Genomic DNA, 15,165 nt, shown 5'->3' with positions numbered 1-15,165 from the left:
TCCCACTACCTTTCCGGATCAAGATTATTAAAATAATTCTTGACGATATCATTCAAATCAGAGGGTAGCCTAAGGCGATCCGTACTTTTGCGATAAGATTCCTCATACTGCTGATAGACCTCCTCATAATTCCGCAAGTTCCCCCTCAATACTGGACCCTCGGCCTCCTCCTGCTCGCCACTCCCTTCACCAAGTTTCCCATTGTCGGTTTCCATATTCTGCTTTCCATCGGTCTTTTCGGGAATCGTCAGCATTTCCCTCGACCCTTGTCCAGCACCCCCCTTCGTGCCTCCTTTTCCTCCGCCGGTTCCACTTACTCCTTGTCCTTGTCCTTGTCCTTGACCCTGTCCTTGTCCTTTTTGGCTTCCGGGATTATTCCCAGAATTGGCGTTGGGCTGTCCATTAGGCGTAGAGGAGGGCTGACCTAGGGGCTGATTGGCGGGTTGCTTCCCTTGTGTTCCATCGCTGTTAGAAAAAGCTGTTTGAGAAGAAGGAATACCATCTTGACTCATTTTATTCTGAAGTTGGGATCCCGCTTGACGAACAGCTTGATTGGCTGATGCTAACTGCTTGGCAAGTTCTCCCGATTCCATCGCTTCCTCCAACTGCTGCATCAGTGCATCCAATTGTTCTTCCGTTAATGGAAGCTCCTGCTCTGTGTAGCTCTCTAGGGCCTGCTTCTGTTCCTTGGACAGCTCATCCCATCTTTCATTTAGTTCTTTCAGTTCTTTTTCGACCAGTCGCATGTCCTTTTGTTCAAGTGCCTTGGACAGCTCCGTAAGGCCGGTTTTTTTTGACTGATCCTTCCAGGTTTCCAGTGACTCTTGCTTTTCTCTTTGCTTCTTTTCTTTTAATTGCAGCTCGCTTGACTGTTTGGCGAGTGCCTCTAAGGCCTTCTCAGCCTCTTTTTCTAGCGCAACTTTCTCTTTTACATCTTTCAATGTCTTTTTGACATCAGGATCCTTTATTTCCTTCACTTTTTCATCAAGCTCTTTTTTGACCTCCTCGACAAGCTTCACTTCTTTTTCCGCCTGCCTGGCTTGATCCATTTTCTGATTTGGCAAAATTGCCAATAGGGAACCTCCTATTGCTAAACAAAGAGCTAGCGTCAGCCATTTCGGATGTACCCATACTTTCTTCCTTCTGAGGGCCTCCTCCTGATGGATTTTCATATGGTGAATAGCATCCCTGAGCTGGAGTGACTTAAGCTCACCAATCTCCCCTAAAAAAGCGAATCCCGTCACGACACGGTCATCAGGAACATACTGGTTAAACAGCAAAGCAGCCGTTTTATTACCGGGTTTTCCTTTAATGATTCTATAGACAAAAAAAGCAAGTAAACAGATGATTCCAATGAAAAAATAACGGAAAACGAAGGGTATGACTACTATACGTGCCATGAAAAATAGTAAAGTCGTCCATGCAGACACGGCAAGGAGTAAAAGTTGCCCCTCCCTCATCACATGCTGCATGAAAAGTTGCCGCTTAACGGGTTTAATCAACTTGAGAAACTGGAGTTCATCATGGGTAAGATCCTTGTTCATCGTTTTGTCTTCATTCCCACGCGCAGCTTTTTAACGCTTAGAAGAACGGACCCGATTAGTAGAAGTGTGTAACAAATCAAATGAGACGCCCAAAGTGGAAAATCAATCCCCGATAACTTCTGGATTTCCTCAGAGTAAGTCGGTTCAACAAAGCCGATTAATACGATTGGGGTATTTAGCATGGCCGCTAAGTAAGGCAATGGGTTAGTCGTTGGTGTGGTCACATTTACCTGATTCCCCACGGCCATGGTAGTGAATAGTAGGGTCAATAAAGCTGTGCCACCTACTAAAAACAATGTGATTCCATAAGTCGTGACCATCGCCGGAATGGTTTTTCGCACAAGTGTAGAAAAAAGCACCCCGATACTGCCATATACGATGACGGTGAAGACATTGAAGCCCAGCACCATCAAAAGCTGATTCGGCGAAATTCCGCCGAATAAAAAGACGATGCTATATAGCGGTAAACTGGCCACAACCAGTAATAGCAAGTAGGAAATGGATGAAATTAATTTCCCGAAAATGATGCCTGTCGAGCTTTGGGAAGTCGTCAATAAAATATTTAACGTCTGTCGCTCCCTCTCACTCGAGATGACGCCTGCCGTCAGTCCAGGTGTAATGAACAAGACCAAGGCCAGTTGGATAACGGATAGAAATATAAACATACTCCGGCTTGCATCCGGGTCAACGCGCCCGCCCATGCTACTAAGAGACTGAATAAAAATCATACCGATAACGATGGCACCAATCGCAAGAACATAGAATAATACACCTAAAAAACTTTTAAAAGAGCGAAAGCGTAGCTTAAACTCTTTATTCAAAACCGGATTCATCAGCCAGCTCTTCATGACAGTTCAACCCCTTTCGTGATTTCCATGAACACATCCTCCAGATCCGTCTCTATTTCCGAAAAAGAGACAATGGGCAAGTCTTGCAACATACAAGACTTCAGCAGCTGTTGTTGGGCCCCTGCATCTCCTTTGAATAGAAACTGAATCGTTTTTTCATCAACATGCGTATTGATCTGGCTAATATCCGGATTATCTTCTAGAAAAGCGATGGATCGCTCAATATCCTCATGAACCTTAATAATCAGGCTCTTTTCGCCCTGCAGCTTATGTTGGATTTCCGCGACCGACCCTTGTGCTTTCAATTTACCCTGATCGATGATGCCGAGCACATCACACATTTCCGCAAGTTCAGGTAAAATATGCGATGATATCAAAATCGTTTTACCCATATGTTTCAATTCCTTTAAAATCTCCCGCATTTCAACACGAGCCCTCGGGTCAAGCCCGGAAGCGGGTTCATCCAAAATAAGCACTTCGGGGTCGTGTATCAGACTCCTTGCAAGACAAAGCCGTTGCTTCATTCCCCGTGATAAAAGATCCACATAGGAATCCTTTTTATCCGATAAATTTACGAGCTCGAGCAGTTGTGGAATCAGTTTACTCCGTTCCGAAACGGGTATACCATAACTTGCTCCGTAAAAATCCAGGTACTCTTCAGCCTTCAATTGATCATACACACCAAAAAAGTCAGGCATATAACCGATCTGGCTACGGACTTGTTTAGGTTCCTTCGATATATTGTAGCCATTGATATAAGCCGTCCCCGATGTTGGTGCAAGCAAGGTAGCCAAAATGGAAAAAGTCGTGGATTTCCCTGCCCCATTTTGACCGACAAAACCAAACACGGTTCCTTTGTCTATTTGCAAATCCAAGTGATCCAATGCGGTGAACGTGCCATATTGTTTAGTTAACTGTATAATTTCTATCATTTCTCCACCACTCCCTTCACAGTGATTTGTGGCATCCTTACACTCGGGTCATCATCATTATCTATCATGACTTTTATCTGGATGTTCCCTTGTTTCGATACATAGGATGATATATCCTTAGTCCCTTTGAAAGTAATTTCCCGTTCTCCCTTAGGTATCGATTCATACTTTTCAGTCGAAAAATTATAGAGTTCATACTTAACATCTTGTTTACTGAACTTAATCGTCATTTCTGACGCTTTGAATGTTTCGTCCTTCATGATCTTTGGAACTGAACTGATATATTCATATTCTCCCCTTTCAAACCAATACGTACCATATCCTTCTTCTTCGCCAACTGAACCCCGGAGGGCATTCACAGACCCCGCGAACATTTCTTTTGACAATGTCACTTCCCCAGCCAAAATTGTTTTCGGACTGAATGTTTGGAAAATCAGATTATCTATATTTACTTTCGGTTTTTTCGATAGTCTGACGTCTACGATTGAATCGTCGGTTATACCGCCGATGACAGGTTCGGATTTTGTCGAGGCCCCTCCGAAATACGCCTCCGTCAGATAAAGAAGCTGATCCCTGCGCATTTTTTCAATATCGATTTTTTTTCCCATAGTTCCATTATTCCAAGAAGACGATGTCGTTCCATACGGTTTAAATAAGAAATCACTCTTTAACGCTTCATTTACCTTGATCTCTGCCCCCTTCTTCAACGTTCCGAGATTGATTCGTTCATTGCCGGTCAGGATCATTAATTCCTTAAGGTCATAAGGTGTCTCATTTTGAATCGTACCTGTCAAGGTCCTGTTTTCAACGGTCAAGTCATTTTTCAATTGACCTGCATTTTCTTTATAAACCTTTCCTATAAAGGACCTGGTAGACCAATATTCGACGTTTGGAAAGGTCAATTCCATATCGGTAGCTTTCTCTTCAAGCATTGGTGCTCTTTTCACGCTTCCACCTAATCCCTCCTGAGTCATTGGCATCGCAACTAACTCATTTTTCGGGAAAGTCAGGTTGTAATTGCCTCCTTTATTGGACAGGAGGACATTCGATTGGATGCCGATGATTTGGTCATCCTCAATTTGATAGATTCCCAATTGATTGAGTTGAGGTTTGGCAAGACGATCTTTCGCTCCGACGGCAAACGTTAGAATCGTCGTAATGCAGGCAATCAAAGGAATGATCCACCAAGCGTGCTCCCTTTTATCCATTTTCCTCAGAATGACAAATAAAATCGGTACAATGATCACAACGTAGACTAACAGCAACAATGCCAATTGAATCACGGATAAATTCGTATCATCAAAGTAACTATTGGGGTCATTCATTTCCCATCTTGCTTCGTCCATGAATTCACTTGAAGTGGAAAACGCATTCAACTCCACCTTCTTTAAAATCGCTTCAAACCACGTGCCGTATCCTTTCCAAGAGGCAAGTGGCTCATCTCCTAACGAAAAGGCCGTCTGGACAATCATCCCGTTTCCATATTGCTTTTTGACAACGGCCGGTGATGACCCGCTCTTCGCAATGATTTCTGTCCCTTTCTCCACTTCACCAGTAAAGCCCGGCAATTGTTCAAAGGATGGTCGATCTTTTTTCTTTTCTGTAAGAAAGGATGAATCCATCTTGATTCCTTTATCCATCTTCATCGGTAAAAGGTTATACAGGGACCCGTATGATTGAGCGGCACTTGGTGATGACCCGGAAATCAATACACCACCAGAACGGATCCAACCCTTTAGTGCTTTCTGTTGTGCCTCATCCAAAGCGGCAATTGCAAATTCATCAATGATTAAATAATCAAACATTTCATAGCCAATTGACTGTTTAGGCAAATCTTCTTTTTCCAACTCGACCATCCTGGCTTGGAGGGATGGCAAGACTCTCAATTCCGTCAAACGATCGTAATTTTCACTTAATACTCCAATCAGGTCCTCGCTTTCATCAAAGAACTTAGGTGCCAGTACCTTCGGGCCGGAATAGTCTACTTCTTTACCATTCTTCCAATCTCCCTCATAGAGATAAATCGACTTCGCCAGTGCGGTCCCATTATAATTATAATTTTCGTCGGTATACCCTGGAAGTGAAACGGAATAGGTTTTCTTGCTTTCCTTTGGCAATTCCACTTTTAGAATTTGCGACCCTCCGAAATCGTAATCGGCCTGAAATTGAAAAATCAGCGTACCGCTGAAAGCCTCCCCCTTATTTTCGATATGTACGGTCATCGGCATGGCCTTGGCCCGGGTTATGTATCCATCAAACCCTGTTTCAATCGAGATTTTTATGTCCGTGTCCGCTGCTTTTGCTTGAACTGTATATGAATGTAAAAATAGGCCTAAAAATAATAAACAAGCAGCGATTCCCTTTAATTTTCTGAACAACCGAACTCCCCCTTTTTTTCTATACTCCTAATAGACGATTAGATCACGAAAAAGTATACAGTATTTATATAAAAAGTAAAAAAAATCAAAAAAGCCGGAAGGGAAAATCCCTTCCGGCTAAAACTATTCACCTTTATACTTCTTCTTTATCAATGATATCGGCAAAGAGCCCATACACATATTTTTCAGCATCGAATTCTTGAAGATCGTCCATTTTTTCACCAAGTCCGACAAATTTCACGGGAATGGAAAGCTCATTCCGGATTGCAATGACAATTCCGCCTTTTGCTGTACCATCAAGCTTCGTTAAGACGATACCCGTTACATCTGTCGCTTCCTTGAACGTTTTCGCTTGAATGAGTGCATTTTGACCCGTCGTTGCATCAAGGGCAAGGAGCACTTCATGTGGTGCACCAGGCACTTCACGTTCAATTACACGCTTCACCTTTTCCAATTCCTTCATCAAATTCACTTTATTTTGCAGACGGCCTGCTGTATCACAAATCAGGATATCGGCTTTGCGTGCCTTAGCCGCTTGAACGGCATCGAACATAACAGCAGCAGGGTCAGATCCTTCTCCTTGTTTAATGACACTGACACCGACACGTTCTCCCCACACTTCGAGTTGCTCAATCGCTCCGGCGCGGAAAGTATCACCAGCCGCCAATACGACCGATTTGCCTTCTTCCTTAAACTTATGGGCAAGTTTACCGATTGTCGTTGTTTTACCTACACCGTTCACACCGACAAAGAGAATGACCGTCAGGCCGTCTTGTTGAATGTTCAAGCTGGATATTCCTTCTTCATCACCTTGGTAAATTTCAACAAGTTTTTCAGAAATGACAGATTGCACTTCTCTCGTATCAGAGATATTGCGCAGTTTCACTTCCATTTTTAATTGGTCGATTAATTCCATAACGGTATCAAAGCCTACATCAGCCTGGATGAGAATCTCCTCAAGTTCTTCGAAAAAGTCTTCATCCACTTTCCGGTAACGGGCAACGAGTTCATTAACCCTTCCGGTAAAGGAATTCCTCGTCTTCGTTAAACCTTGCTTAAACTTTTCCCCGATTGATATTTCGGATGTTGCTTTTTTTTCAACTTCTACTTCTACTTTTGTTTCTACAGCTGTTTCTTTTTCTTCTTGTGCCGTGAATTTTTCTTTTAGCTTCTTGAAGAAACTCATTGTCCCACTTCCTCTAATTCATGGATTTATATTTCAACAAAGTTCTCTGATTCCTCCATACGAACGGAAACTAATTTGGAAACACCTGACTCTTGCATCGTAATGCCATAGAGGACATCCGCTTCCTCCATCGTCCCTTTACGGTGGGTGATTACTATAAACTGAGTCTCTTGACTGAATTTCCTTAAAAATTGGCTGAAACGAACTACATTCGCTTCATCAAGTGCCGCCTCGACTTCATCGAGGATACAGAAAGGAACGGGCCGGACCTTTAAAATCGAGAATAAAAGAGCAATTGCAGTCAATGCTCGTTCTCCACCGGACAAGAGACTCAAGTTCTGTAGTTTTTTCCCTGGAGGCTGTGCGATGATATCTACTCCCGTATTCAATAAATCATTGGGATCTGTCAGTTTTAATTCAGCCCTGCCACCACCGAACAGTGATTTAAATACCTGTTCGAACTGTTCACGAATCGCATAGAATGTTTCTGAAAAGCGTCGTTTCATTTCCTCATCCATCTCGTCGATAACCTGGAATAAGGTATCCTTAGCCTGCTGCAGATCTTCTTTTTGACCGAGAAGGAACTCGTACCTTTCGGCTACACGGGCATACTCGTCTATTGCTCCTAAGTTGACCGTCCCCAATTCTTCAATGGCCAGCTTAATGAGCTTTACCTTTTTCTGAGCTTCTTCGATAGGTATCATTAATGGATACTTTTCTTTAGCCCCTTCATAGGATAATGTATATTCCTCGCGTAAATGATCCAGGCGGTTTTCCAGCGCCACATCAAGTCGGGTTAATTTGACCTCTTCATCCTTGACCACTTCAACGATACCTTTATAGAGACGACTTTCCTCTTTCAAAGCTATTTCGAGCGTTTCGAGATGAGTTTGCATTTCGGTCTTTTCCTGTTTTTTGGCGGAAATATTTTCAATGGCCGCATTCTTATCAAGCAATCTTTGTTGGGCCATGTCTTCAAGCGTTTCTTCCCCACTCGAACTGTCCGTCATTTCATTTGTTAAAAGCCCCAAGTCATCCTTGTTTTCAGTTAAGGTGCTGGTCTCTTTTGCCAAGTCCGCCTCAAGCCGTTCCATTTTTTCTCTTTGATTTTGAAGCTGACCGCGTTTTGAGGCCAATGTTACCCTTAACTCGCTCGTTTCTTCGGCAAGACTTTCCTTTGATGATTGCTGTGATTGTTTTTGTTCTGTCATTTCCGCTATAAGGCGGTCAAGCCCATCGATTTCCACTTTACAGGATTTCAACAGTTCTTCCAATTCTTCGAGCCTTGCTTTCTTTTGCTGTTGCTCTTCTAAATAGGAGTTTTTATCCAAATCATAAAGGTGTAGGCGATCATTCACATTTCTTTCTTGTAGCTCGACTTCACGAAGTTCACCTTTCAGGGATTGCTCCTGTAATCGTAGCATTTCACCTGTTTTTCTCGTTTGTTCAAGCGTTTGCTCTTGAACACCGACATCCACCTTCAGCTGTTTTACCTGTTTTTCAAGCTGGTTCGTTTTTAATTCCATCCCGGCTAGCTTCTCATGTAATTCTTCAAGCTCGGTTTTCCGGGATAGTAGTGAAGTCGATTTTTGTTTAATCGTTCCACCCGTCATCGAACCACCAGGGTTGACGACATCCCCTTCAATCGTAACAAAGCGGAAACGGTGCTGCACCATTTTTGCCAGTTCGTTGGCTCCTTTTAAATCCTTTGTGATAATGACGGTTCCTAGCAGGTTTGCCGCGATGGAAGCATGTCTTTCATCATATTGGATCAACGAGGAACCTGTCCCGACAAAAGCAGGGTGATTCTTCAGCATCGATAGCTGGTTCGATGAAATCTCTCTTCCTTTGATGACAGATAAGGGCAGGAAAGTCGCCCGTCCAAACCTGTTTTTCTTCAAGAAGGAAATGGCTTCACGGGCATGTTCTTCTCTCTCCACAACCACATGTTGCATCGCCCCACCTAGTGCTGTTTCGATGGCGGTTTCATATTCCTTTGGGACCTTGATCAGTTCCGCCACTGCACCTTCAATGCCTTTTAGAGTACCTTTTGCTTTTAGGACTTCCTTAACACCTTGAAAGAAGCCTGCATAGTCCTCTTCCATCTCTTCAAGCAGTTCCTTTCGGGATTTTGCCTGTTGAAGGAATTGATAGGCCTTATATAGGGTCGTTTCCTGTTTTTGATACGTATCTTTTGCCGTTTGTAGCTTATTCTGTTGATTTCGGAAAGAAGTGACATGGTCTTCAAGCTGCTTGCTCAGTTTTTCCTTACGCTTGGAGTATTCCGACTTTTTAGCAGTGATTTCCGTTCTCTCGGTAAGGAATTTTTCATTTTCGTGATCCAGTTTGGAATTTTTATGTTCCTGCTGCGTGAGTTGCTGCAGAAGGTAATGCTTTTCATTTTTGGCGGCAGCCTGCTTGTTCAGCCACTCGATATAGTCACTTTTCTTCACTTCTATCAGGGCTTCAATGTCGGTATTGAATAGACCTAAGCTTTTTTGTTTTTCATGTAAAAGCTCTTGAAGCTGTTTTACTTCAGAACTCAATGCATGCAGAACTTCCGTTTCTCTTTCCTTTTGTAAAGAAAGACGTTCAACGGCTGCCTTGCCCTCTATAATCGCTTTTTCAAGCTGTGATTTATTTTGTGCCGCATTCTTTTTCCGTTCTTTCAATACTTCTTTACGACCCTCAAGCTTCTCAAGCTCTTCGCTGGCGTTCAATAGCACTTCTTGAAGCTCGTTAATCGATGTTTCGAGTCCGGCAATGCTTCCTCGAACCTCTTTAAGATGCTCTTCACGTTCATGAAGCCTTCCAGCCAATTGTCGCTCCATCTCATTGTGTTTCCCAAGTTCCTGGGTAAGACTTTCCCATTTTTCATTAAGTTCTTCAATTTCAAAAACGGTCAAAGCCACTTCGATTTTTTCAAGTTCCTCTTTCTTATCCAAATATTCTTTGGCCAGGGAAGATTGAATTTTCAAGGGTTCCACTTGACCTTCTAGTTCATGAAGGATGTCATGAATCCTGTTGAGATTATCTTGTGTTTCCGTCAGTTTTGATTCCGCTTTTCTTTTTCTTGTTTTATACTTCAAGACACCAGCGGCCTCTTCAAAAATAACTCGTCTTTCTTCTGCTTTGCTGCTAAGGATTTCTTCCACTTTCCCTTGGCTGATAATGGAAAATGCTTCGCGTCCAAGTCCTGAATCCATAAATAATTCAATGATATCTTTCAGGCGGCATCCTTGATTATTAATGAAGAATTCGCTTTCACCCGATCGATATACCCTTCTTGTCACACTAACTTCATGAAAGTCAATTGGAAGGGTGTTGGTCTCATTATCCAAAGTCAAGGAAACCTCTGCAAAATTCAAGGCCTTTCTTGTGTCACTTCCTGAGAAGATGATATCTTCCATTTTTGCTCCACGCAGTGATTTTGCGGATTGCTCTCCAAGAACCCAACGGACTGCATCAGTCACATTGCTTTTACCACTACCGTTCGGTCCAACCACTGCCGTGACACCAGGTACAAATTCAATCGAAATTTTATCTGCGAAAGATTTGAATCCTACAACGTCCAAGCGTTTGAGGAACATGACCTTTCCCCCTCTACTGTTCAACTATCTTGTTGAGTTTTTTTCTTTAAAACGGCCAATGCGTGTTCGGCGGCATGTTGCTCTGCCTCTTTTTTCGATTTTCCCACACCAGTTCCTAGATCTTCCCCATTCAAAGAAACCGTCGAAACGAACTCTCTATTATGGGCCGGTCCTTTTTCCTGCAGTATTTTGTATTGCAGAACCCCAATTGCATCCCGTTGGATAAGCTCTTGGAGCTGGCTCTTATAATCCATCACATGAGAAAAAGCACCCTCGTCTATCTTCGGAAACACGACATTTTTCAAGAACTGCACAACCGGCTCTAATCCTTGGTCAAGATATAAAGCGCCGATATAGGCTTCAAATACATCTGCAAGCATGGCAGGGCGTTCTCTACCGCCTGTCATTTCTTCCCCTTTACCAAGCAATACATATTCCCCATAAGAGAGGCTGTTGGCAAAGTCGACTAGTGACGGCTCACAGACAATGGCTGCCCTTAATTTCGTAAGCTCTCCTTCACTCATCATCGGGTATTTCTGATACAGATATTTCGAGATTGTCAGTTCAAGTACTGCGTCTCCTAGAAATTCTAGCCTTTCATTATCTTCGTAAGGCTTGCGGCGATGCTCATTCACATAAGATGAATGTGTAAAAGCTTTTTTCAACAAATTTTCATCTTCAAAATGAAAACCCAGATTGTCCTGTAACTCTTTAAATTTATTATCCTTACTTAATGGTTTACGATTATTTACGTTCCTACGCATCACAAAAACCCTCCACTACGGTTCAAAAACATATTTTTCCTACATATAAAAAGAAACCTGGCAGGAATTCCTGTCAAGCTTTCCTATGTACCATCATACAGTATAATCCGCTTAAAGAAAAATAGCCAGCAGCGTTGATGCTTGACACATGGAACTTAATCGGAACTGCACGTATTCGTATTTTCCAGACCCTTACATTACAAGAGAAAGCCCCGTTAAAAAACGGAGCTTTTAATCAAAAGACATTAACATTACATAGTGCTTTTTATGTAATTCACAGCATCACCCACTGTGGCGATTTTTTCAGCGTCATCGTCCGAAATTTCCATATCAAATTCGTCTTCAAACTCCATGACTAGTTCGACTACATCTAGGGAATCGGCACCAAGATCTTCTTTGAATGAAGCTTCAAGCTTTACTTCTGATTCTTCAACGTTCAAGCGATCTACAACGATTTTCGTTACTCTTTCTAATACATCTGCCAATATGTTCACCTCCCCTCAAGACATTATAAATTATATTTCAAAAAAATCAAACCTAAACTTACATCACCATACCGCCATCAATATGAAGGGTTTGACCCGTCATATAGCTGCTTGCCTCTGAAGCGAGAAACGTGGCAACTGATGCAATATCCTTTGGGTCACCGAAGCGGGCTAAAGGTATTTGTGACAGCATCGCTTTTTGCACGTCTTCCGTCAGTTCACCAGTCATATCCGTGGAGATGAAACCTGGAGCGATCGCATTGACCGTGATCCCTCTTGATGCAAGCTCCTTGGCAGTGGACTTTGTCAAGCCAATCACGCCTGCCTTGGCTGCAACATAGTTTGCCTGCCCCGCATTCCCCATCACACCGACGATGGAAGCCATATTGATGATTTTGCCGCTACGTTGCTTCATCATTTGTCTTGTGACTGCCTTTGTGCAAAGGAAGACACCTTTTAAATTCGTATCGATGACCGAATCCCATTCTTCTTCCTTCATCCGCATCAATAAATTATCACGGGTAATTCCAGCATTATTGACTAAAATGTCGACCCGGCCAAATTGTTCAATGACCTCTTTAATCATGCCTGTTACTGATTCACTATCTGATACATCGCATTGAACGGCAAATGCTTTTCGCCCAAGTGCCTTGATTTCATCGACCACTTCATTAGCTTTTGTTTCGCTTCCAGCATAATTGACAGCTACGTCCGCTCCCTGCCGTGCGAGTTCCAATGCCACTTCCCTGCCGATACCGCGGGAAGCACCAGTTACTAGTGCCTTCTTACCTTCAAGAATCATGCTAGTTCCCCTTTCAATGCTTCGACCGTTTTATGTAGGGTTTCTGTATTCGATACTGAGTGAATATTGACGGATCGGTCGATTTTTTTAATCAATCCTCCCAGCACCTTGCCTGGTCCCACTTCAATGAACGTGTCCACGCCTAATTCAAGCAGCTTTTTGACACTATCTTCCCAAAGAACTGGTGAATACAATTGTTCAATTAATTTATTTTTAATCTCTGATGGTTCTGTGATAGGCTCGCCCGTTACGTTTGAAATCACCGGAATGGGTGCCTGTCGGAAACTCACTTCATCAAGTACCTTTTGAAGTTGTTCAGCCGCAGGTTTCATTAATTCAGAATGAAACGGCCCGCTTACATCAAGAGGGAGAGCACGTTTTGCTCCGCTTTCCTTCGCTTTTGCGCTCGCAAGCTTGACGCCTTCTGCCGTTCCGGAAATGACGATTTGCCCCGGACAGTTAATGTTAGCCAGCTGAACGGATTCACCTGCATCAGTAATATCAGCCGTTACAAGAGCGAGTGCCGTACGGTCCATTCCCAGAATTGCGGCCATCGAGCCTTGGCCATTCGGAACAGCGGCCTCCATGAATTGACCACGTTTTCTAACAGTATAGACAGCATCCTCAAAAGAAATTGCACCTGAGGCTACCAATGCCGTATATTCCCCTAAACTATGTCCTGCAGTGTAATCAGGCTGGATGTCCGCTTCCGCCAAAGCATTGAACAAGGCATAACTTGTAGTCAATAGCGCAGGTTGAGCATTATAGGTTACCGTTAATTCCTGCTGAGTGCCATTGAATATAAGCTCGGATAGCGCAAAATCCAGTTTTTCATCCGCCGTTTGAAAAATTTTCCGTGCTTGCTCATTTACCTCAAATAAGTCTAAACCCATACCTATTGACTGTGAACCTTGTCCTGGAAAGACAAAAGCAATCTTACCCATCCCAAACTCCCCTATCTCTATATTTATTGGACTTTTTCTATCGTCTTCGCAATGGTCGGAATCACATCATGGCTCACCATATCCCGAGTCTGACGGATCGCGTTATAAATCGCATTTGCGTCGGAAGAACCGTGTGCCTTGATGACAGGTGCCTTCAAGCCGAATAATCCAGCCCCACCATATTCCGAGTAATCCATTTGATTTTTAATGCCTTTTAGTTCCGGTTTCACTAATGCTGCGGCAATCTTACTCTTCATATTGCTCATCAACGCGGTTTTCAACATATGAAAGACACTCATGGCTGTTCCCTCAAGCGTTTTCAACACCATATTTCCCGTAAAGCCATCCGTTACAACTACATCTGCCGGACCATTCAGAAGGTCCCTGGCTTCTACATTCCCTATAAAGGAGATGTCCGATGATTGCTGAAGGAGCGTGAAAGCCTGCTTCGTCAGCTCGTTCCCTTTTTTCTCTTCAGTCCCAATATTTAATAGGCCCACACGCGGTTTTTCAATACCACGGACCTTTTGGGCATATACGGAACCCATTATCGCAAATTGAAGCAGGTGCTCCGGTTTCGCTTCTGCATTCGCTCCGACATCAAGAAAAACAAAACCTTTACCATCTATTGTCGGCAAGGTTGGGGACAATGCTGGACGTTCGATTCCTTCGATTCTCCCGACAACGAACAAGCCGGCTGCCATCAAAGCACCTGTATTTCCTGAAGATATGCATGCATCCGCTTCTCCATCGGCCACTTGGCGGGCTGCTAATACCATTGATGCATTCTTCTTGCGACGGACCGCACGAACAGGTTCATCGGTACTTAGTATCTTTTCTTCCGTATGTATGATCTTGATCCGTTCATTTTTCGTTAAGAACTGGTTGATTTCGCCTTCGTTCCCTACTAAGGTTATTTCCACATCGGGAAAGGCCTCGACTGCTTTCATGGCTCCTAATACCTGTGCCTTTGGAGCATTGTCTCCACCCATTGCATCTAGCGTTATTTTCATGAACGTTCATCCTTTTCTAAGCATGTTAAGAGCGATACATTTCGAACTCACCTTTGAATACCATTTCATTTCCTACGTAGCTTCTGACTTCCACTACGGAACGATCTGCTTGATACTCCACCTTTTTAACTTTCGCTTTAGCTACCACTCTTTCATTTTCCTTGACGGAACGAGTAAATAGAATGGATGCTTTTGCCGTTAAGGCCAGTTCATCATTGATGACCGCCACCGCCAATGAATTAGCTTGAGCAAAAAGGTGATGCCCCCTTGCGATTCCATTGCGCTTAAAAACATGCTCTTTTTTTATATCTAAAATAGAAATTGCATTTTCATCTAAATTCAAATCTATTACTTCCCCAATGATCTCATCCAATGGCAATGCCCTTATTTCGTCACTGAATTTCTTCTCGGCTACGTTTTTTATACGTTCACGAAGCTCCGGTATTGATAATTCAAGACGATCGAGCCTAATTGTCTGGACGCTCACCGAGTACTTTTCAGCCAGCTCCTCATCCGTTACAAAAGGATTCTGTTTAATCGTTTCGATTAATAATTGCTGGCGTTCCTTCTTGTTTCTTCGCATTTGAAGGTCACCATCCATAGTATTATGACTAGGTACTAATAGTAGTATATATATTTTAAAAACAGATTGCAAGATTTTGTGGAAATTCTCACAATC

At 43.1% G+C, this 15,165-nt stretch carries 12 protein-coding genes; all 12 read right to left on the bottom strand.

From position 1 onward, the window contains the following. Window positions 1-5 precede the first annotated feature (5 nt). The 12 genes from ACQKIC_RS09885 to fapR all read right to left on the bottom strand — a co-directional run bounded on the left by ACQKIC_RS09885 (window position 6) and on the right by fapR (window position 15,069). Window positions 6-1,544, bottom strand: coding sequence for a hypothetical protein (locus ACQKIC_RS09885; protein WP_427591089.1), 1,539 nt, complete (start codon window positions 1,542-1,544; stop codon window positions 6-8). Then, on the bottom strand, window positions 1,541-2,392 hold the full coding sequence (locus tag ACQKIC_RS09880) for an ABC transporter permease (protein WP_402868274.1): 852 nt from the start codon (window positions 2,390-2,392) through the stop codon (window positions 1,541-1,543). The genes ACQKIC_RS09885 and ACQKIC_RS09880 overlap by 4 nt, the downstream gene beginning before the upstream one ends. Beyond that, window positions 2,389-3,324, bottom strand: coding sequence for an ABC transporter ATP-binding protein (locus ACQKIC_RS09875; protein WP_402868272.1), 936 nt, complete (start codon window positions 3,322-3,324; stop codon window positions 2,389-2,391). The genes ACQKIC_RS09880 and ACQKIC_RS09875 overlap by 4 nt, the downstream gene beginning before the upstream one ends. Then, on the bottom strand, window positions 3,321-5,702 hold the full coding sequence (locus ACQKIC_RS09870) for a hypothetical protein (RefSeq protein WP_427591088.1): 2,382 nt from the start codon (window positions 5,700-5,702) through the stop codon (window positions 3,321-3,323). Before ACQKIC_RS09870 ends, ACQKIC_RS09875 begins: the two co-directional genes overlap by 4 nt. Before the next feature lie 133 nt (window positions 5,703-5,835). Then, on the bottom strand, window positions 5,836-6,888 hold the full coding sequence (gene ftsY, locus ACQKIC_RS09865; RefSeq protein WP_402868269.1) for a signal recognition particle-docking protein FtsY: 1,053 nt from the start codon (window positions 6,886-6,888) through the stop codon (window positions 5,836-5,838). A gap of 26 nt (window positions 6,889-6,914) precedes the next feature. Next, window positions 6,915-10,478 (bottom strand): chromosome segregation protein SMC, encoded by a 3,564-nt coding sequence (gene smc, locus ACQKIC_RS09860; protein ID WP_427591087.1) that lies wholly within the window; start codon window positions 10,476-10,478, stop codon window positions 6,915-6,917. Between the two features lie 20 nt (window positions 10,479-10,498). Next, window positions 10,499-11,242, bottom strand: a complete 744-nt coding sequence (gene rnc / locus ACQKIC_RS09855; RefSeq protein ID WP_402868266.1) for a ribonuclease III — start codon at window positions 11,240-11,242, stop codon at window positions 10,499-10,501. A gap of 251 nt (window positions 11,243-11,493) precedes the next feature. Further along, complete coding sequence (locus tag ACQKIC_RS09850) at window positions 11,494-11,727, bottom strand: acyl carrier protein (protein ID WP_053345291.1); 234 nt, start codon at window positions 11,725-11,727, stop codon at window positions 11,494-11,496. Between the two features lie 58 nt (window positions 11,728-11,785). Next, window positions 11,786-12,529 (bottom strand): 3-oxoacyl-[acyl-carrier-protein] reductase, encoded by a 744-nt coding sequence (gene fabG, locus ACQKIC_RS09845; RefSeq protein WP_402868264.1) that lies wholly within the window; start codon window positions 12,527-12,529, stop codon window positions 11,786-11,788. Further along, complete coding sequence (fabD, locus tag ACQKIC_RS09840; protein ID WP_427591086.1) at window positions 12,526-13,473, bottom strand: ACP S-malonyltransferase; 948 nt, start codon at window positions 13,471-13,473, stop codon at window positions 12,526-12,528. Before fabD ends, fabG begins: the two co-directional genes overlap by 4 nt. Before the next feature lie 23 nt (window positions 13,474-13,496). Next, the gene (gene plsX / locus ACQKIC_RS09835; protein ID WP_427591085.1) at window positions 13,497-14,486 is read right to left on the bottom strand and encodes a phosphate acyltransferase PlsX; all 990 of its coding nucleotides are present in this window, start codon (window positions 14,484-14,486) and stop codon (window positions 13,497-13,499) included. 25 nt (window positions 14,487-14,511) lie between these two features. Continuing rightward, window positions 14,512-15,069 (bottom strand): transcription factor FapR, encoded by a 558-nt coding sequence (fapR, locus tag ACQKIC_RS09830; protein WP_402868260.1) that lies wholly within the window; start codon window positions 15,067-15,069, stop codon window positions 14,512-14,514. Between the last annotated feature and the right edge of the window lie 96 nt (window positions 15,070-15,165).

It is taken from the genome of Peribacillus sp. NPDC046944, from assembly GCF_050272735.1.
In the GTDB taxonomy this organism is placed as follows: Bacteria; Bacillota; Bacilli; order Bacillales; family DSM-1321; genus Peribacillus.
The sequence above is the reverse complement of the archived record's forward strand: the minus strand, read 5'-3'. Positions and strand labels throughout refer to the sequence as shown.